This window comes from Natranaerovirga pectinivora (assembly GCF_004342165.1).
GTDB classification, from domain to species: domain Bacteria; phylum Bacillota; class Clostridia; order Lachnospirales; family DSM-24629; genus Natranaerovirga; species Natranaerovirga pectinivora.
This window is the reverse complement of sequence record NZ_SMAL01000010.1, coordinates 1-21,113: the sequence shown is the minus strand read 5'-3', so window position 1 is coordinate 21,113 and position 21,113 is coordinate 1. Positions and strand designations below refer to the sequence as shown.

Below are 21,113 nucleotides of genomic sequence, written 5' to 3'. Positions count from 1 at the left end.
CCCTTTTTCTATTTTACACCTTGCTTTACTGATACTGAATCTTGTCTACTGGTTACTTTGCCACCAAAATCAACTAGTTCATTAAAACTTATATTATAATCTATTCCTTCTTCTAAGATGTCAAATCTTAAAACAATTGTTGTTGGATTTATATAAGTAAATCCAATAGGTTGTTTTGTGGATTTAACACCATTCTTCTCATACGATAGAGTATAATTTGTATTTAATACATTTGGCACTTTAAGACCTATTTCTTTATTTAATGTAACCTTTATTGTGTCTTGTCCGACAGTTATCGCATTTGATATTTGTACCCCCATATCATAGTTATGATAATGGTATATACTAAAGGATTTATTATTATGTGACTGTTGAAAATTCCCCAGGTGATCCATTATGCTATTTCTTATTTCTACATTATAGTAATTATTTGTTGTTAAGGGTTTATCTAATGGTAGAAATAGTTTTATGGTATATGGATCAATTTTATTATCATAATATACTGCTAAAGGTTGAGTACCGTAATTTAGACTATTCATTCCACTTATATAATAATTAAATTCCAATACTGCAGACTCTTGATCTAAAGGTTTGTCTACTTTTAAAACAATTGTATGATTGTCTAGGCTAACTGCACCCTCAATTTTAACATCATTACTATTTACATAGTACCCTAAAAAATTGTACTCTTTTTCTTGAATTGAAAACTGCCTTGTAATATCATTGATATTATTAATCATTATTTTGTGTATGGTATTGTAAATCAAATTACTTTCAGTTGTAAGAACTACAGTTCTCCCTTTATGGCCTTCAATATCTATAACCTTAGCCGATTTAACACGTATAGGATTATTATTATTATCTGTGATGTAATAATTAAATATTTGCCTCGCTATAATTGGATTAACTTCTCTATTAAAAAACATTTGTATTGTATTTGAGTTTATAACCTTAATCTCATTTAGTGTTAATGGCTCACTTTCCTTTTCAGTAGGGCTAAAATACATTATATCCCCTTTATTATCGTTTAGCCTTACACCATAAGCACTTGTTATTGCTCCGTCTATTGCTAACTCATAATAGTCATATGAATCAATGGAATCAAAAATATAATCTCTAAGAAAAATACTAATTCCCTTATCCGTATTTGCTAATTTATTAATTACTATATTATTGCTATTGATTTCTGTTATTTTTGAACCATTCTTATAGAAAGAATAGAAGTTTCCTGAGATATTATTTAGTGGTTGAGTAAAATACACATTTATTTCTTTGTTACTAATAGCTTCTACTCTGCTTATCTTAAAGTAATCTGATTGTACTTCTTTAGTTATATATCCTTGAAACTTATTCTCAATATTTTGTGATATAGTACCTATATGATCAACAATCTCAAGGATATTAATATTATATTCAACAGGTCTCATTTCCCTCTCATTGAATATAAGAATAAATGTATCTAAGTTATCTTGAGGCACTATTTCTTTTACTTGTAGTTGTCTTACTTGGTTCTCGGCTTCGTATGTAATATAGATTTTATATTTATCTAATACACTAATATTTTTATTAAAAATAATCTCTACTTCTGTATTACTAGTTACATTAATCTCTTTTATATCTACCTGTATATCATTTTCTATAAATCCAAACTCAACACCTTGTTTTTGAGTAATTATGCCTTCCCTAATAAATCTTTCAAACATAGGCTCTTTAATTTGTCTATGCTCTAACTTTAGTGCTGTATATAAAACATTCACTACATCCCCACGGGTAAATTGAGTGTTGTCTTCAACTCTTATCAAATATTCAGAATCTCTTACTAATCCAGTTATATGAGAAAATCTAAAAACATTATTCCAGTCAAAGTCTACATCGATTTTATAGCCTAGTGCTGTTAATACCATTGTTAAAAAGGCTTTTTCTGTCAGAGTACCCTCTGGAGCAAATGTATGTTCATCAAACCCTCTTATAATACCTTGTTGTACACAATACCCCACATATGGCGCATACCAAGTATTTTCAGAAACGTCTTTAAATGATGTTTTATTATAATCTTCTTTATTACCTTCTACCATACCTTTAGCATTTAAAAATCCTACTATAAATGTAACAGCTTCACTTCTTTTTAATTGATTTTGCAAATTATAACCTGTCCCATCACCCAGTAAGATATTCAGTTGATTAAGAACTGTTGCTTTTTCATCTAATGTATTTATTTTACTCTTTCCATTAGATAAAGTTACTGATGAAAAAGTCATTATGACTACCATCAATATAATAAAATTGCGTTTTAATTTCATATTCATCAACCCCCTATATAACCTTAATTTATTACACAACATCCCATAATATTACATTTTTTCATATTTAGAATATTATACCATTTCGTGTGTGACCAATCAATAGCTTTATATCTTCCCTTCCTAAATCCATATTAGATATAATCAATATAAGAACAGCTTAGAGTTAACAATCTGTAGAATTAAACCTATTCTTTCTCAACTTTTAACGAAGAGCATAAAAATAATGGTAGGTGTTAAAACACCTACCATTACTATATTGTAATTAATATAATTCAGTTAATTACTTAGTTCCGAATTGAACTGCATCTGTTTTTGGAGCTTGGTTAGTTACGTCACTAATGATGGCCGCACCTGCCGCACTTACTTTGATTGATGCAATTTCTTTTTCGTTTAATGCATTTTCTAAAGTAATCGTTACAGTTTTTCCATCAGCGCTTAATACTGCTGTATCAGCACCTGCAGTAAATCCTGCACCAGTAATATCGAAACTACTCATAGCGATAGCTCCTGATACTTTTTCACTGAATACTACTGTGATTACAGTGTTAGCATCGTTAATAGATACACCAGCGATTTCTGGTTTAGCATTAACAACATTAGTTCCACCAAATACAGCTTTTCTGTCGTTTGATGTAGCGTCAGCGTTAATAGCTAAGTTTTGAAGGTCTACGATAGTACCATCAACTGTAAGTGTGTATACTTTACCAGCTTCAACGCCATTAGCTAATGCTGCAGCATCTAAGAATAAAGTAACTTTAGTTTTATCACTTGAAACTTCTCTACCAATGATATTAGCTGATAAATCAGTTGAACCTTGAGTTAATGTAAATGCTGCAGTAGCTGCATTGTTAACTGGCTCGCTGAAAGTTGCAGTGATTGTGTGTCTGTCATTAGCAACAGCTACATCTAATTTTGGAGCTACGTTAGCTACATTAGTTCCACCGAAGTTTACTAAGTAAGTAGATCCGTTTGAGTTAGTTATTCTTACAGGTATATAACCAAATGCATCAGTTAAACCTACAACAGTTTCTAATGTATAAACTTTACCTTGCTCTAAAGCAGTTGATAAGTTTACAGTCACTTCACTTACACTTTGAGTAGCATTTACTGATACTGAAGCAATGCTTAGTGTAGTATTACCTTGTTTGATTACAAATGATCCAGAAGAAATTCCTTTTACTGGTTTGCTGAAGTATACTTTAACTGCTGTTGAGTTAATTGGTGATACTGCAGAAACTTGTGGAGCAACGTTTGCAACATTTGTTCCAGCAAAAGATTTTTTATTAGCATTGTTTGAAGTTACTAAGTTAGCTGGTCCTGTTACTGTAGCTTCATAAACTACACCTGCATTGAAAATTGCTGGGTTATCAGAAGCAGTGTTTCTAAATTGAACTCTTACTACTTGTTTGTTTGATTGAAGTACTTTTGTGTACTCTAATCCAGCTTGGTTAGCTGTTGTTAAGTTACTAACTGCAATAGCAAGATCATCTCTATTAGCATTTGATAAATCTCTATCGAAGATTAAATCAATTGTATTGTTATTTACGATTGAAACAGCTTGTAATTTTAAGCTAGCTGCAGACGTAGTTCCAACACCTACAAAAGATTTTTTACTTGCATTGTTTGTAGTATTAATTGTATTTCCGTTAACGTCTTGAACGTTATATACAGTTACATTGTAAATTTTACCTGGTGTTTGGTTAGCAGTAGTTAAAGTTACAACTGTACCAGCATCATTTAATTCAGCTTTAGTTGCATAACCTAACCCACCATCAAATGCATAATTTAATAAGTTAGTTGCAGTCGCTTCACTTACTTTTTCACTAAAAGTGATTGTTAAAGTATTTTGAGCAGCTACTACTGTGCTTATTGATGGAGGTGTAGTGTCTTTAGACATACCACCAAATAATGTTTCGTATTTTTCCATTACATTACCTACAGCATCAGCTACATTTTGAATAGTGATTTTGTAGATTGTTCCAACTGTTTGCTCACTTGTTGTTAAAACAACTTGAGTTCCAGCTGAATTTAATTTAGCTTGTAATACTACTAAACCATTATCGATTGAGTAATTAGCAATATTTTCAGCTAAAGCTTTGTCAACTCTTTTTGAGAAGTTAACTGTTACTTTGTCATTATCAGTTACTACAGCAGTAGCTGTTGGCTTAGAAGAATCTTTAGCCATTCCACCGAATAATGTTTCATATTTATCCATTTTATTTCCTAATGTATCTGTTACATCTTCAACAGTGATTTTGTAGATTGTTCCAACTACTTGCTCACTTGTTGTTAATGTTACAACTGTACCTGCATCGTTTAATTCAGCTTTTAAAGCTACTAAATTGTTATCAAATTTATAGTTAGCAATGTTAGTTGCTGTATTAGCATCTACTTTCTTTGAGAAAGTAACTGTTACTGTTTGATTATCAGTAACTACTGCAGTTGCAGATGGCTTAGAAGTATCTTTAGCCATACCACCGAATAAAGTATCCATTTTATCCATTTTATTACCATTTAAATCAGTTACATTTTCAATAGTAATTTTATAAATAGTTCCAACTACTTGCTCACTTGTTGTTAATGTTACAACTGTACCTGCATTGTTTAATTTAGCTTGTAATACTACTAAATTATTGTCGATTGAATAGTTAGCAATATTAGTTGCAGTAACTACGTCAACTGGCTTAGAGAAAGTAACTGTTACTGTTTGATGATCAGTAACTACTGCAGTTGCAGTTGGTTTTGAATTATCAACTGGTAAACCTACAAATGCTTTTGTAGCACCAGCTACAGTTAAGTTATAAGCTACATATGCTTCTTGAGAAGCTGTCGCTAATCTTACTGTTTTCTTATCTGATTGAAGAGTTTCAGAAACAACTTCTAAAACTGCAGTATCGTTATGTTTAACGATAACGAAACTAGCTGCATCTACATCAGCTTGAGTTACTTCTTCTTCTAATTTCACTTCTACAAGTGTATTAGAAAGAGCATTTACGCTTTTAACCTCTAATGCAGTTGCTGGTACTTCTTTAACGATTAATCCAGCAGCTTCTGCTTTAGCAGCATCTACTTTACCAGCTTCTACTAAGTCAGCGATTACAGTGTTACCTGTGTTTTTGTTTTCAAGAGTTAAAGTTGTATAGAAAGCTCCAACTAAACCATCTCTGTTTAAGTCTTTGTTTCCGTTTGATACAATTTCATTACCAGATACAATTCCTGATTGGATAAGAACTGTATTATCATCCCATCCATCACCATATCCTAATTGTCTAGCTACCCAAGTTGCTACTTCTCTTAAAGTAACAATATCTTTTGCTCCAAAATGAGCTGTTCTTGTTCCTTTTGCTATGTTGTTTGCCTCAGCATAAGCAACATAAGCTTGCGCTTCTCCTGGAGCTACATCTTCAAATGAGCTTTCAGCACCTGCTGTAATTTCCCATCCTAATGCTCTACCTAGCATAATAATTGCTTGTTCTCTAGTACTAAATGATTCTAAATCAGGTACAAACTCCGTTGAACTTATACCTTTGAATAAACCTAACTCATTAAGAGTAACGGCTTTGTCAGCGTTTTGCACAGTTTCTGCTGCGAAAGCTACTACATTGATTGATAATGCCATAACCATTGCTAAAACTAGTGCAAGAACTTTTTTAAAGTTCTTCATATAATTTCTCCTCCTTTTATAATTCTTTTTTTTATTTTCATAGGATAGTAATTTCTATCCGTTTGAACAAGGTAAATTATAGCATTTGCGGAAAATATAGTCAACAATTTATATATACATGTAATATATCTGTAATACAATTTTGAATATATGTTTTTGTTTTCCACACATTTCCATTATATTTTAGATTTACAACAAATACAATGTTTTTTTCCAATCTGTAACAATACTGTAATTTATAATTCCACCTAATTTGATGTAGATTAATGCTTTATAGTAATTATTACCAACTTAGAAGCGGTCTAAACAACTATAAGACTCTTTAAAAAATCTTAATATTCAATTACATCAATACGTTCTATAACCACTTCTTCTAATGGTCTACTATTACCATCCACTCTTGTAGCCGCAATAGCATCCACTATATTCATACCTTCAAAAACTTGTCCAAATACTGTATGTTTTCCATACAACCAAGGGGTACCACCATGTTCTTTATAGTTGTTAATTAATTCCTCTGGCATTTTTAAACTTTCCATTTGACTTACAAAGTCAGAAGATACATCTCCTAATTGAACAATAAAGAATTGACTTCCATTAGTATTTGGTCCCGCATTAGCCATTGCAAATGACCCTCTATATGGGAAAAGTTGTCTTGAGAATTCATCTTCAAATTTTCCACCCCAAATACTTTCTCCACCCATTCCTGTACCGGTTGGATCTCCACCTTGAATCATAAAGTCATCCATAACCCTATGGAATATTAAACCATCATAATAACCATTTCTAGCATGGGTCAAGAAATTTTCTACTGTTTTCGGAGACTCTTCAGGGAAAAACTTGATTTTAATTACACCATAATCTCTAACATGCATTTCTGCTACTACATCGCCCTTTTCAGGTTGTCCAAACTGATTTATATTCATTTCTTCAATCTCTCCTTCTATTTCTATATATTCTATTATAATATCTTCAAGTGGCCTTTCATTTTCATCTACTTCAACGGATGCAATGGCATCGACAATTTCTAGGCCTTCAAAAACTTGACCAAACACTGTATATCTTCCAAATAACCCAATAGCACCGCCAACTTGTTTATACTTATTAATTTCAGAATCTGGCCATTGATATTCAATCATTTGATTAAGAATATCTTCAGACACTTCATCGGATTGTACAATAAAGAATTGGCTACCATTAGTATCACCTTGACCGAAATTATACATAGCTAGGGCTCCTCTTAAGGGGAGTAATTCATAAGAGAATTCATCAGCAAAATACTGCCCCCACATACTGGTACCCCCTGTACCTGTACCTGTTGGATCTCCACTTTGAACAATAAGATCTTCTATAACTGTGTGAAAGGACACACCATTATAATAACCATTTTTTGATAAGGTGGTAAAATTATACACTGCTCTAGGTGCTATATCTGGAAATAATTTTACTCTGATGACACCAAAGTCCTTTACGTGAACATTGGCTACGATATCATTCCCACCTGGCGGCGCAAACTGTATATCTTCACTAATATCATATTCAACAGTATTTTCTACTTCTTTCTCAGGTACTACATCAATATTATCCTCTATTTGTTCTTTATCTCTTGCTGTACATCCACTAATAAGTAATAATAACAATATGGTGATAATAATTCTTGTAAATTTCATCCTTAGTCTCCTTTCTTACATTTTTTACCTTTTTAAACATACTATTATATTGTATAATATAATTAATATTTTACAAGACTAAAAATAGTATTTTATAATAAGTTTTCTTTATGAAAAGTGTCACTTTAAATTATTCTACATATTTATTGAATGTTTTTATCGAAATATAATGGAGGGTTTATATTGAAGAAAATAGTTTTAACAGGCGGGGGAACTGCTGGTCATGTCACACCAAATATTGCTCTAATTCCTAGGCTTCAAAAAGAAGGTTGGGCTGTTTTTTATATAGGTTCTTATAATGGCATAGAAAAGAAATTAATTGAAGAGATTAATATCCCTTATTACGGAATATCTTCTGGAAAACTTAGACGCTATTTTGATATTAAGAACTTTACAGATCCTTTTAAAGTTACTAAAGGTTATTTTGAAGCTGTTAAAATAATTAAACATATTAATCCTTCTATGGTTTTCTCCAAGGGTGGTTTTGTTACAGTTCCTGTTATTCTTGCTGCAAAGAGAAAAAAAGTTCCTACTATAATACATGAATCTGATATTACTCCTGGACTTGCAAATAAAATAGGCATTCCTTTTGCTTCTAAAATTTGTGCTACTTTTCCCCAAACACTATCCCATGTTCCACAGGGGAAAGGGGTTCTTACTGGATCCCCTATCAGAGAAGAATTATTTTCTGGTATTAAAAGCAAAGGATTTAAAATTACTGGTTTTAATAATAACCTACCCGTATTACTAATTATAGGCGGCAGCTTAGGTTCTATTAAGATAAATGAAGTTGTTCGAAAAACAATTCCTACTATATTAAAATCTTTTCAAGTAATTCATATATGTGGCAAAGGTCACATAGATCCATCTTATACGCATTTAGATGGCTATATTCAATATGAATATGTTAAAGAGGAATTATCTGATTTATTAGCCTGTGCAGATATTGTTGTATCAAGAGCTGGTTCTAATACAATCTCAGAATTGTTAGCTTTAAAAAAGCCAAATATATTGATTCCTTTACCTTCTACAGTTAGTAGGGGTGATCAAATTCTTAATGCAAATTCTTTTAAAGATCAAGGATTTAGCTTTGTTTTAGAAGAAGAACAACTCAATAAAACTTCTCTACTTCAAGGGTTAAATGAAGTATATTATAAAAGAGTGTCTTATATTGATAATATGAAAAATACTAAGTTAAATAATGGTGTTGATAATATTATTAAACTTATTAATGAAATTTCTAGTGCTAATAAATAGATTAAAAAAAGTAAGAAGCTAACACTTCTTACTTTTTGATTATATGCTTTTATTAATTTCTTTTGCCATTTCAGATAGCTCATCCTCTGTTACTTGTAACGTTTCCCACCCAAAGCTAACTTTATCATCTGTATACCTTGGAATTAAGTGCAAATGAAAATGTGGTACTGTTTGACCAGCGGCTACTCCATTGTTTTGTAGTACATTCAAGCCCTCACAATTTAATTTTTGTTTTAGTACCTTAGCAAGATGAGTCGCTAAAGCAAATAATCGCGACCCTGTTTCAGAATCAAGCTCAAAAATATTTTCAATATGTTCTTTAGGTATAATTAATATATGTCCTCTAGATGCAGGAAATCTGTCCATAATCACTTTAAATTCACTGTTTTCAAAAATAGTTGCTGCATTCATTTGACCACCTATTATATTACAAAAAATACAATTATTCATTTTGTATTCGGCTCCTTCCTAATCTAACAAAAACAATAAGTACAAGTTCAGTTCTATTATTGCAAAATTTTTCAACTTACTTACTAATGGATTAAATTTATACTTTTTACAAAGCTTGTTTCTTTTAAACAATAAATGTAAAAGTTAATATATTTTAGTCTAACTTATAATAGACTATTTTTCAAGAATAAAGTGATTTTGTTTTTAGTATAAAATAGTAAACAAGCGTTTCCTCTTTATAATAAATTAATCATACTTATGTAACAACTTTTAGAAAAAATAATTATTTAGTCACATTTTTTGCATTATTCAATTGAATTTTTAGCATTAATTTGGTACTATATTTATGTTTAATGTGGAGGTGTTTACAGTGAATTCTAATGATGATAATAACGATAAAATTTCAATTGATCACTTTTCAATTATTTATGATAAATTTATACAGAATGTTTCTGATTTTAATAATAAACAGCAACAAATGAATGCAAAAATTGCCCATGAAATTAAGAACCCCTTAACGATTATAAGAAGCATGTTGCAATTAATAGAAAAAAGTGTTCCTGCTGTAGCCAAAGCCCCTTACTGGCACTCAGTTTTTAATGAACTCGATTACGTTAATCAATTGTTAAACAGCTTAACTAATTTTTGCCGTTCCACGTATATTAATAAAGAAGTAGTAAATATTAATTCATTTATGAAGGATATAAAAAGTTCTTTTCAATCTTACGCAACAGAACAATCAAAATATATTTCTTTAAAACTTCCTTTCAACGACATCTTAATTGAAGCTGACCCAATAAAATTAAAACAAGCTTTGTCAAACTTAATTAAAAATGCCTTTGAAGCAACTGATACAGATGCTTTAATTTCTATTATATGTACTTCTGACAATAGTAATTTAACAATTAGAATAAAGGATACTGGCAAAGGAATAGAAGCCGATAAAGTAAAAACCATTTTTGAACCTTTTGTAAGTTATAATCCACAAGGTACTGGTTTAGGGTTATCTATTGTTAAAAACATTATAAAAGAACATAATGGAAAAATTCAAGTAGAAAGCATTTATGGGTCTGGTACAACGTTTACCATTTCACTTCCTCTTCAAATGCCATCTTCTTATAATTTTACAGAAATAATTAATTCTTAATTATTTCTTTTACCATCCTATTTACTACATATTTTTCTCATATTTGGTCATACTTATCTTGAAAGTTTAAACTTGCTAATAATATTACTCTTAAAAGGAAGTGGACCGAAATGAAACTCAGAAAATTTTCAGCTGTATTTATGATATCTATGTTACTTTTATTAACCATATCACCCTCTGTATTAGCCCGTAATGTTTATAAATGGACTAATATTAAAGAAATACAAGTTACAGCTAACCAACTTAATGTTAGAACTGGACCAAGTACCGATTTTCCAGTAATAGGGACATTGAATCAGAATCAAGTTGTTGAAGTTGTTGGTACATTAGGAAGTTGGTTTGTTGTTCATCTTGACAACAATTCAGTTGGATGTGTTTCTAGTACTTGGACGAGAGTATATAGTTATCACAATCAACAAGAAGCACCACCAACACCAACGCCTACACCATCTCCTGGTCAAAATCTTACTCAGTTAAATGCATTAGAAAGAGAATTTTTTGATTTAGTTAATGCAGAAAGAAGAAAAAATGGATTAACTGAATACAAAATAGATTTAGAAGTATCTAGGGTTGCTAGAATTAAAGCCCAAGATATGGCAGACAATAAATACTTTAGTCATACTTCACCAGTTTATGGATCACCTTTTGATATGCTAAAATCTTTTGGCATTAATTATCGAACTGCTGGTGAAAATATAGCTGGTAACAATACGGTACAAAGAGCTCATAATGCCCTAATGAATAGTACAGGTCATCGTGCAAATATTTTAAGTACCAATTATGATTCTATTGGTGTTGGAATCGTGCCTGATCCAAGATATGGGTATGTATTTGTTCAGTTATTTATTAGACGATAGAATGCCCCTAAAATTTAATATTTTTGATATGCTGGTAAAGCACTAGTTTCCTAGTATCATAAAAAGTAGCAGAAAAAATTCTGCTACTTTTATATTATTTATTGTTTATAATGAGCCTTAATATGTTGTACTATTTGTTTCGATGCAGTTCCATCCCCATATGGATTAACAGCATTTTTCATTTTAATATATTCCCTATCTTCATTTAATAATACATTAACTTCTTTTATAATAACCTCTTTATCTATACCTATCACTTTTACTGTCCCAGCTTCTACTGCTTCTGGTCTTTCTGTCTCTGTTCTCAATACCACTACAGGTTTTCCTAATGATGGTGCTTCCTCTTGAATACCACCTGAATCAGTCATAATTAAATAACACTTATTAATTAAATTTGCAAATGGTTCATAATCAAGTGGATCAATTAAATGGATGCGTTGTTCTCCATTAAAAATATTGTAGGCTAATTCTCTAATTTTAGGATTCATATGCATTGGAAAAATAACTTCTACACTTTGATTTGTTTCTATAATACTTTTAACACTTCTAAAGATATCTTCCATGGGTTGCCCCCAATTTTCTCTTCTATGACAAGTTAATAGTATTACTTTTTTATTATTATAATCAATATTATTTAGCTCATCTGAATCGAATAAATAATCTTTATTAATTACCTGATGCAACGCATCAATAACGGTATTACCAGTTACAAATATGCCATCTTCATTCACACCTTCTCTAAGTAAATTCAGCTTGTTACCTAGGGTTGGTGCAAAATGCATATTTGCGATGGTTCCTGTAATTTTACGATTCATTTCTTCTGGAAAAGGTGAATATATATTGCCACTTCTTAAACCAGCCTCAACATGCCCTACATCTATTTTATTTAAAAAAGCAGCCTGTGCACCAGCACATGTAGTTGTGGTATCACCATGAACTAAAACTATATCAGGCTTTTCTTTTTTCATTATCTCATCTAATCCATATAAAGATTTTGATATGATATCTATTATAGTTTGTCCATGAGCCATAATATTAAGGTCATAATCAGGTTTTATATCAAATAGCTCTAGTACCATATCTAACATTTCTCTATGTTGTGCTGTAACACAAACTATAGATTTTATTTGTGGTTCTTTTTCCAATTCTTTAACTAGCGGTGCCATTTTAATTGCTTCAGGCCTTGTCCCAAAAATAGACATGACTTTTATCATTTGAATCCCCTCCTACTATATTGTCCTTAATTCTATTTCAAGCAATATGTTTGGGCCAACTTGTATTATATTTATTTAAACCTAAATAATTGGTCTAACATATACAATAACTTAAAATCTCCCTTTGCATTTATTAGTCCTGTCATAAATGCTCTTTGGAAAGTTATATAGCCACTAGTTATTTTTTCCAAAGCCTCAAAATCTGCTTGAATATTTACATTTACATTTTCTCTGTCTTCCATATCACAACTTATAACATCATTATTGATATCAATTGCAATTACTTTCTTTTTATCGATTATATTAATTTTATATATCCCTTTAAAATTAATTTGACTAACAAAACTATTAATAAAGGCATCTCTAATATTTTCGTATATGTCGCCATTACTACTTTCTAACTTTTGCTTAAAGAAAAACTTTAATTGCTCAATGTCTTCTTGCTGACGTTGTATGTATTTTTCATCTCCATCAAATAATGAAACTTGTTTTTTTTCAGGTAGATTTTCTTTAACAACACCATTAGAATTTATCACTAGACTCTTAGGAAGTCTAGGTTTTTTTTGCTTAATATTTCTGTATAAATTTTCGGCTTTCTTTTCGATAATTTCTATGTAGTCTTTGTTAAATTCTAACTCTGTACTATTAGAAAAATAAGCACATATACCATCACAGTGTATGCCACCTAATAGATCCCATGACTTTAATATATGGTTTTGTCCATCTCTTTCTCCAGTATGCATGGAGCATACTACAGGCATTAAGTATAAATCTTGTATGATTGCTTTATCACCATAATACCAACAATCGTCTAAGAATTTTTGCGCAAGGGCACCTATGCCAAACCATTCCACTGTAGTAGCCAAAACAATACCATCATAATTATGTAGATTAGATGCTATTGTTTTAGCATTGTTTTCTTCATTTAAATTAATCTGTTCCACCGTTGCACTTAATTCTATTAATACTTCCTTTATTTTAGCAGTAACAATTAGTGTTGGATCTTTTGCAAGACCTCTTCCCCCATAAATTAGAAGTATCTTCATCTAAACCCCTCGACTTTCTTACCTTTTTAAATTCATATTATTTATAAATTAACTCCGCTTATGCCTCTTACTTGGCAAGGAGACAAAAGCTTTGTTGGAAGTATGGTTTCAAATCCTTGCAAGCAAGTTTGATAATCATACTTTCAAATTAATATATTTATTACTTTCGGATAAATAGCATCCTTTTATTTCAATGATTTCCCAACAAGTTGTAAAGATTTTTCTCTTAAGTCGCATATGTAATACATCATTATGCTTTAAGAGTTTTGCTGTTCCTTTTTCCAGCCGTATTTTTACACAAGTATTACTACCTTGAACTTTTTTAAACAAATAAGAATCATATCCTACTTTATCTACCATTTCATAGTATCCTTGTTCATAAACTTCTTTTCTTGGCAACCATTTTTTCTTGGAGTTATGCTGTTTATAATAAGAAAAATCAATTATTAAAGGATCCCAACTAATAACAGGACACTCCGTATTTCTTAGTAATTGCTTTCTTAAATCTATTATTCTTGCAATGTCATCGCCATAATTAAGATAACTTAATCTATAAATATTTGTCAAATCATAATTGTATTTGATTTTAATACCTTCTAATATTTTATATATGTTTACAAGTACTTTTTTTACTCTATCTTCGGAAATATTTAGTTTTGATTTTGGTAAGTAATATAAAATAAATTTGTTAAATAATTCTTCATCAATCTCAGATAATACTTGTCCCTTATAATATATATTACAATATTTACTTAGCAAGTCCAATGCTAATTGGTCTCCTAACATATATTCTTTTTCTTCATATAATGTTTTTAGAACATCATTTATCTTAAGTTTTTCCTTTTCATAAAGGTTTGTCTCTTCTATCAATTTGTTCCACCACCTAGAGATTATTTAGATTTATTTTCTGCTCTAGGTTGGTTTTTTATTCTACTATTTCATTATTTTTCATTAATTCTTGGTTCTTAGATTTGTTTAAAACAATCATAAGGATATATCCTGTTACCAATCCGCCAATATGTGCCATATTATCAACATTCGTTGAGGTAAAACCAAAAATCAGCCCTCCAAAAGTCATAATCCATAACAATCCTTCTGATACGCCATTTAAACTGCTCTTTGTTTTCATTGTTATATATAATGCAGCGCCTTGCAATCCATAAATAGCCCCAGATGCTCCAGCTGCTAATCTTATACTACCCTCACTAAATAACACCGTACCAAAAGAAAGCAAACTACCACCTAATCCTGCCGCAATATATAGAATCGTATATCTATATTGACCTAATACCTTTTCCAGTCGACTTCCAAACAAATATAATGCAAACATATTATAGAATAAATGAGAAAATCCAATGTGTAAAAACATAGCAGTAAATAATCTATAATACTCTCTGTGATAAATAATCGCTGGAGAAAATAGCGCACCAAACTCAATGAGTGTGCGTGAATCGGTGGATGACCCTACCAACTCCATAATAACCCATATCAATGTGTTTATAGCCAATAAAAAAGCAGTTATTGGAATAAATTTTGATTTATAATGTATTTGCTCAAGGTTTTTATACTCTTCATTATTTAAGATAGACTCTATAATACTATATACGTTCAAGAAATTATTTGGCTGATTATTGGATACATAAATATCTCCCTCAGTAAGATTTACGACCCAATGAAAATCAATTAATTCATCTTGATAGTTAGGTATAAAGTCGTTCAACTTTTCGTTTAAATCACTTTTTTCACTGGTTAAGTATATATTCAAAAGATATATTCGGTTATATCCGTATTTGCTAAATTGTCTTTTTGTTATATCCTTATATACTTCATATTGTTCTAAAGAAATCTTAAGATTATCTTTTAAACCAATTATATTCAATAGATATAAGTCGTTGTTTTTAATTTTTCCATACATCCATACTGTTTCTAAATCCGTTGGAATCTCTTTAAAGCCATCTCCTAGTAAGATACCATTAAACTTTTTCATAAATATCTGCATTCAACATCGTCCCTTATTTTGTTTAAAGTATGTTACATTATTTTACTCATCGTATTACTATTATGACTTAAAACAATCAATATATCAATAAATAAAGTTAAATTATTTAAGAGAGGTACTTTTACACCCCTATTATTAATAACTGGAAAAAAAAAGAACCAGCAAAAGCTGATTCTTTCGGTCTATATTATGCTTCAACACCACAAAGTCTAAGAAGGTCTTCCCATCTTTTGTCAATCTCCTGTTGCATTTCTTCAACTGCTTGAGGATTTTTAACAATATGTTTGAAACGTCCTTGAGCTTCTAACCAATCGCTTATATGGCGTTTTTTCTTAGGCATATAGTTTAATGTATATTTACCATTTTCAACTTCAAATAATGGCCAGAAACAAGTATCAACAGCAAGTTCTGAAAGATCCATTAATTTGTTAGTTTCGTATCTCCATCCACGAGGACATGGCGCAATTACATTTAAAAATGCTGGTCCTGGCGTATAAAGTGCTTTTTCTGATTTCTCATGTAAGTCTTTAAAGTTTTTAAGTGGTGCTGATTGAGCAACATATGGAATACCATGAGCTACCATAATTTTAGTTAAATCTTTTCTAAATTGCTCTTTACCTGGTACAACTTTACCTGCTGGAGATGTTGTTGTATCAGCGTATTTTGGTGTAGCTGATGAACGTTGGATCCCTGTATTCATGTATGCACCATTGTCGTAACATACATAAACCATGTCATGTCCTCTTTCCATAGCACCAGATAATGCTTGAAGACCGATATCATATGTTCCACCGTCTCCTGCAAATGCGATGAATTTATATGTTTCGTCAATTTTACCTTTTCTCTTCATTGCATTATATGCCGCTTCAGCTCCTGCTACAGAAACTGCTACGTTTTCAAATGCAGAGTGAATGAAAGAATCTTCCCAAGCTGTATATGGGTATAAGAATGTAGATACTTCAAGACATCCTGTTGCTGCACCAATAACTGCTTTGTCATCTTCTTTTAAAGCTCTAAGAACAGTACGCACAACTGGTGGTGCACCACAACCAGCACACATTCTATGTCCGCCTGTTAATCTTTCTGGTTTTAAACTTGCTTCCTTTAAATTATAAGCCATTTGTATGCACCTCCTTATTCTTCAACTACGCCTAAGTAACGATATGGATCTTCTACTTTACCAGATTCAAGAATCGCTAATAAGTCGTTATATACTTTTTCTATATCATTTGTTCTAACGTCACGTCCACCTAAACCATAAACATAGTTAACCATTTTTGGTTTAGTTTCATAATCATAAAGAGCACTTCTTATTTCATTGAATACTGGTGCACCTTTACCACTAAATCCATCACATTTGTCAAGAACTGCAACTACTTTAATATCTTTTAAAGCTTCTGCCATTTCTTCAGCCGGGAATGGACGGAAAATTCTTATTTTTAATAATCCAGCTTTTACACCTTGATTTCTTAATTGATCAACAACGTATTTTGCTGTTCCTGCAGTAGAACCAATTACAACGATTGCTAATTCAGCATCATCTAATTTATATGATTCGAATAAATCATATTTTCTGCCTGTTAATGCTTCAAATTCTTTAGATACTTCAATAATAACGTCTTTTGCTTTTCTCATACTTTCAGCTTGTTGACGTTTTTGCTCGAAGTAGTGGGTTGGCATTGATAATGGTCCAACTGCCACTGGGTTTTTGCTATTTAATAAGAATTGTTCTGGATTATAATCCCCAACAAATGCTTTAACTTTTTCATCTTCTAACAATTCAATGTTCTCAATAGCATGTGATGTTATGAATCCATCATAACAGTTCATTGCTGGAAGAGATACTTCTGGATGTTCTGCAACTTTTAAAGCCATAATTAAGTTATCATATGCTTCTTGGTTGTTTTCTCCATAGAATTGTAGCCATCCTGAGTCTCTTGATCCCATTGTATCAGAATGATCATTATGTATATTAATAGGACCTGATAATGCACGGTTTACTACTGTTAATACTACTGGTGTTTTACAAGATGCTGCTATATAAAGCATTTCCCACATAAGTGCTAAACCATTTGCAGAAGTTGCTGTCATAGTTCTAGCTCCTGCTGCTGCTGCACTTATACACGCTGACATAGCTGAATGTTCTGATTCTACAGGAACAAATTCTGTTTCTACTTCACCATTTGCCACAAAAGTTGAAAAGTATTGTGGAATTTCTGTTGATGGTGTGATAGGGAATGCAGCTACAACATCTGGATTTATTTGCTTCATAGCAACGGCAACAGCTTCGTTACCTGATAATTTATCACGAATTGCCATTTGTATTTCCCTCCTGATTATTATTTGCCTTCTGGCTCCATATCTATAGCATCGAATGGACATACTGCTGCACAAACGCCACAGCCTTTACAGTGATCATAATCAATGCCTTTCATTGCTTTGTTTTCTACTTCTATTGATGAATCTGGACATACTGGAAAACATAACATACATTGTTTGCATTTTTCTTGATTCCAGATTGGCTTATCTGCTCTCCAACCACCTGTAAGGTAGTATTTAGCATTACCTGAAGATGTTACTATTCCTCCAGGAGTAGTTTTTCTCCAAGGAGTATATCCTTCTATGATACATTTATCTTTACTACTCATTAGCCTTTCACCTCCGTAAGAGCTCTCTTAACAGCCTCCAGGTTTGGAGCTATTACTGCTGGTTTGTTTGCAAATTTATGGCTAAATGATGAATCCATTGCTTCAAGGAATACATTTTCATCCATAATATTTGAAACCTTTACTACTGCACCTAACATAGGTGTATTAGGGAAATATCTTCCTAATGTAGCCATTGATATTTCTCTTGCATCGATTGTGTATACTCTACCTTTGTAACCACTAAGTTTGCCTCTAATTTCATCAGGGCTTTTAGATGAATTAATAATAATTGCACCTTCTTCTTTTAAACCAGCTGTTACATCTACAACATCGATTAAAGTTTCATCTACTACCACAACATAATCTGGTTCATAGATATTAGAGTGTACTGTTGCTCTTTCATCGCTTATACGGTTGTATGCAGTTATTGGAGCACCCATACGCTCTGGGCCGTACTCAGGAAATCCTTGAATATACTTACCAGTGTCAAATGCCGCTTCTGCTAATAGTAAAGATGCTGTTTTTGCACCTTGACCCCCACGACCGTGCCAACGAATCTCAATCATGTTCTTCATTGACTAATCCTCCTTAATTTATATGTTTTTTAGATTTGCACATATTTTATTTTATGCAATTGCTAGTGTGTAGACAAATAATACAAAAAAAATGAATTTCAAGTTTAACTATTATATATTTTGTTCAAAAAATACCTAATGCAAATCAATTTTAATAGAGTTTTTTCTCTATCCTAAGTTTACCATTATACTGTATACAATGTCAATATAAAGTATATTGTATACTTCGTTATTTAAATAACTAACTTAAGGTGTGAAAAAATGTTTATTTTTTGAATACTTTTACTATTTTATTTTTGTGTTTAAATGAACATTTTCTTTTGTTTATATTTGGCCATTACCAAATATTATATTTCACTTTAAACTCACTTCTATAACCCTCTCCAGTTCTTACTAACTCAGTAGCCTTAGTCCTCTTTATCATTAACTTTATCACTTTTATAAACATACATTATTTGAAATTTGATATGTGGTGTTGGCAATAATGCAAAAATAAAACTTTCTCAGAATTTACATCTGCAATATAGCAAATGTTTTTCCAAGAAAGTTTATTTTTTCACGATATGATAGTAGATCTTAAGATTTTTTTATAAAATATTATAAATCCTATACATAAACATAGCCGTCTCAGCTCTTGTTGCACTTCCTAAAGGATTAATATTTTGATTATTACACCCTTTAATTACCTCATTTGAAACCAATGTAATTACTGCTTCTAACGCATACGGTGCTACTTTATCTCCATCCATGAAATTACTTAGTATTGTAATATCACCTTCTTCTAATTGCAACCCTACTAATAACATAGCTCTTAAAGTAAGGGTCATCATTTCTTGTCTTGATATATCTGCCTTAGGATTAAATTTATTATCTCCTATACCAACAGAAATACCCAAGGCTTTTGCTATCCCTACTTCCTTATAAAAATAATCCGTTTCATCTACATCTGAAAAATTACTCTCAAAATCTGCTGTTAACCCCAAAGTGTTGATTAGCATAATTATAAAGTCTGCTCTTGATATATTAGCAGATGGATTAAACAATTTTTCTCTTGATGATACCCCCTTAACAATTCCTTTTGTTGCTAATACTTCTATAGACTTTCTAGCCCAATCATATCCATCTAAGTCATTAAACGTTTCATGAACATATGCAATTGCAAATCTACTAAAATGATTTGTTGCAAAATCCATTGTGCCTTGTTTTTCATTATAACGGCCATTAGAAACAGTAGTTGCATTTCCATCTTCATCAATATATAGAATTACCAAATGCTCTACATCTTCTCCATCTACTGGAGTATAAGGAATTGATATTCTAATTTGAGAATTAGGATTATTCCATTTTACTATTTTTCCATTTACCTTAAAATTAACTTGAATAATAGATTTTCCGGCACTGTCTTTTTCTACACTGGATACAACCAACTCAACAACATCATCTTCTACTATATTATAATTAGAAAATGTAGTGTTTGGTAACTGAATTGTTGCTGCTTCTGTAATTAAAGTTACTTTATGAGTATTCTTTTCTCCGAATACTGTTCCCGGAAAAGATTGAGAATATCCTTTGGCGCCCTCAACTGCCGTTACTTCAATAACTATGTTTTTAACACCATTTGAGTCTACTTTTGCTTTCTCAAAAGCATTATTAAAAGTTATTTTATTTAATACTGATTCTACTATTTTTGTTTCTTGATTTACTTTTCCATCTTTGTTAATAACTATAGATCCATCTTCTTTTTCAACAATAACTACAGGAGAAATTGGTCGAACAATATTATTTCCTCCATTACTTGAATCTCCCGGATCTCCTGGTTCTCCTGGTTCTCCTGGGTCTCCTGGTTCTCCCGGTTCTCCCGGTTCTCCTGGCTCTCCTGGGTCTCCTGGTTCTCCTGGTTCTCCTGGCTCTCCCGGTTCTCCCGGTTCTCCCGGTTCTCCCGGTTCTCCCGGTTCTCCTGGCTCTCCTGGTTCACTTGGCTCTCCTGGCTCTCCTGGCTCTCCTGGGTCTCCTGGGTCTCCTGGGTCTCCTGGGTCTCCTGGTTCTCCTGGGTCTCCTGGCTCTCCTGGTTCTCCTGGTTCTCCCGGTTCTCTATATTCTAATATTAACGTTATTACGGAATCTACTCCGCTCCCACCTATTTTTACTGTATATTCTCCATATGGTCCTGTTGTTTTGTATTGGAAACTAAATTCTCCATTGCTGTTGCTTACTGTTTGGTCAACATAATCTATACTGCCATTTGGACTTATTACTTGTATTGTTATTGCTTTTTCTGCCTTT

16 protein-coding genes are annotated in these 21,113 nt (G+C 31.6%); 3 read left to right on the top strand and 13 right to left on the bottom strand.

The window, feature by feature from the left end:
* Positions 1 to 8: 8 nt before the first annotated feature.
* The 3 genes from EDC18_RS12090 to EDC18_RS14805 all read right to left on the bottom strand — a co-directional run bounded on the left by EDC18_RS12090 (position 9) and on the right by EDC18_RS14805 (position 7,637).
* Positions 9 to 2,300, bottom strand: coding sequence for an S-layer homology domain-containing protein (locus tag EDC18_RS12090; protein ID WP_165878575.1), 2,292 nt, complete (start codon positions 2,298 to 2,300; stop codon positions 9 to 11).
* Between the two features lie 283 nt (positions 2,301 to 2,583).
* Positions 2,584 to 5,967 carry a hypothetical protein gene (locus EDC18_RS12085; RefSeq protein WP_132253508.1) on the bottom strand — a complete coding sequence of 1,128 codons (3,384 nt, stop codon included), beginning with the start codon at positions 5,965 to 5,967 and terminating at the stop codon, positions 2,584 to 2,586.
* A gap of 332 nt (positions 5,968 to 6,299) precedes the next feature.
* Entirely contained in the window at positions 6,300 to 7,637 is a 1,338-nt protein-coding gene (locus EDC18_RS14805) for a peptidylprolyl isomerase (protein WP_243115118.1), read from the bottom strand.
* A gap of 183 nt (positions 7,638 to 7,820) precedes the next feature.
* Between EDC18_RS14805 and murG the strand changes: the two genes are divergently transcribed.
* Positions 7,821 to 8,894 carry an undecaprenyldiphospho-muramoylpentapeptide beta-N-acetylglucosaminyltransferase gene (murG, locus tag EDC18_RS12070; RefSeq protein ID WP_132253506.1) on the top strand — a complete coding sequence of 358 codons (1,074 nt, stop codon included), beginning with the start codon at positions 7,821 to 7,823 and terminating at the stop codon, positions 8,892 to 8,894.
* Positions 8,895 to 8,933: 39 nt separating this feature from the next.
* Here the strand turns inward: murG and EDC18_RS12065 are convergent, their stop codons facing one another.
* Positions 8,934 to 9,344 (bottom strand): HIT family protein, encoded by a 411-nt coding sequence (locus EDC18_RS12065; RefSeq protein ID WP_132253505.1) that lies wholly within the window; start codon positions 9,342 to 9,344, stop codon positions 8,934 to 8,936.
* Positions 9,345 to 9,714: 370 nt separating this feature from the next.
* Between EDC18_RS12065 and EDC18_RS12060 the strand changes: the two genes are divergently transcribed.
* Both EDC18_RS12060 and EDC18_RS12055 read left to right on the top strand, forming a co-directional pair.
* Complete coding sequence (locus EDC18_RS12060; protein ID WP_165878574.1) at positions 9,715 to 10,491, top strand: sensor histidine kinase; 777 nt, start codon at positions 9,715 to 9,717, stop codon at positions 10,489 to 10,491.
* 110 nt (positions 10,492 to 10,601) lie between these two features.
* On the top strand, positions 10,602 to 11,348 hold the full coding sequence (locus tag EDC18_RS12055) for a CAP domain-containing protein (protein ID WP_132253501.1): 747 nt from the start codon (positions 10,602 to 10,604) through the stop codon (positions 11,346 to 11,348).
* A 98-nt stretch (positions 11,349 to 11,446) separates the two neighbouring features.
* Here the strand turns inward: EDC18_RS12055 and wecB are convergent, their stop codons facing one another.
* From wecB to EDC18_RS12010, 9 genes are all read right to left on the bottom strand, one after another.
* Positions 11,447 to 12,562 carry a non-hydrolyzing UDP-N-acetylglucosamine 2-epimerase gene (gene wecB / locus EDC18_RS12050; protein WP_207669209.1) on the bottom strand — a complete coding sequence of 372 codons (1,116 nt, stop codon included), beginning with the start codon at positions 12,560 to 12,562 and terminating at the stop codon, positions 11,447 to 11,449.
* 71 nt (positions 12,563 to 12,633) lie between these two features.
* Positions 12,634 to 13,608, bottom strand: coding sequence for an SCP2 sterol-binding domain-containing protein (locus EDC18_RS12045; protein ID WP_132253498.1), 975 nt, complete (start codon positions 13,606 to 13,608; stop codon positions 12,634 to 12,636).
* A gap of 135 nt (positions 13,609 to 13,743) precedes the next feature.
* A complete protein-coding gene (locus tag EDC18_RS12040; protein WP_132253496.1) occupies positions 13,744 to 14,478 on the bottom strand; it encodes a hypothetical protein in 735 nt (244 codons plus the stop codon).
* 55 nt (positions 14,479 to 14,533) lie between these two features.
* The gene (locus EDC18_RS12035) at positions 14,534 to 15,607 is read right to left on the bottom strand and encodes a rhomboid family intramembrane serine protease (RefSeq protein ID WP_132253495.1); all 1,074 of its coding nucleotides are present in this window, start codon (positions 15,605 to 15,607) and stop codon (positions 14,534 to 14,536) included.
* A gap of 187 nt (positions 15,608 to 15,794) precedes the next feature.
* Positions 15,795 to 16,727 (bottom strand): thiamine pyrophosphate-dependent enzyme, encoded by a 933-nt coding sequence (locus tag EDC18_RS12030; protein ID WP_132253493.1) that lies wholly within the window; start codon positions 16,725 to 16,727, stop codon positions 15,795 to 15,797.
* Between the two features lie 14 nt (positions 16,728 to 16,741).
* Positions 16,742 to 17,926 carry a pyruvate ferredoxin oxidoreductase gene (porA, locus tag EDC18_RS12025; RefSeq protein WP_132253491.1) on the bottom strand — a complete coding sequence of 395 codons (1,185 nt, stop codon included), beginning with the start codon at positions 17,924 to 17,926 and terminating at the stop codon, positions 16,742 to 16,744.
* 20 nt (positions 17,927 to 17,946) lie between these two features.
* On the bottom strand, positions 17,947 to 18,255 hold the full coding sequence (locus EDC18_RS12020) for a 4Fe-4S binding protein (protein ID WP_132253489.1): 309 nt from the start codon (positions 18,253 to 18,255) through the stop codon (positions 17,947 to 17,949).
* Entirely contained in the window at positions 18,255 to 18,830 is a 576-nt protein-coding gene (locus EDC18_RS12015; RefSeq protein ID WP_132253487.1) for a 2-oxoacid:acceptor oxidoreductase subunit gamma family protein, read from the bottom strand. Before EDC18_RS12015 ends, EDC18_RS12020 begins: the two co-directional genes overlap by 1 nt.
* A 587-nt stretch (positions 18,831 to 19,417) precedes the next feature.
* Positions 19,418 to 21,113 (bottom strand): S-layer homology domain-containing protein (locus EDC18_RS12010; protein ID WP_132253485.1); only part of this gene is annotated, 1,696 nt, incomplete at its 5' end.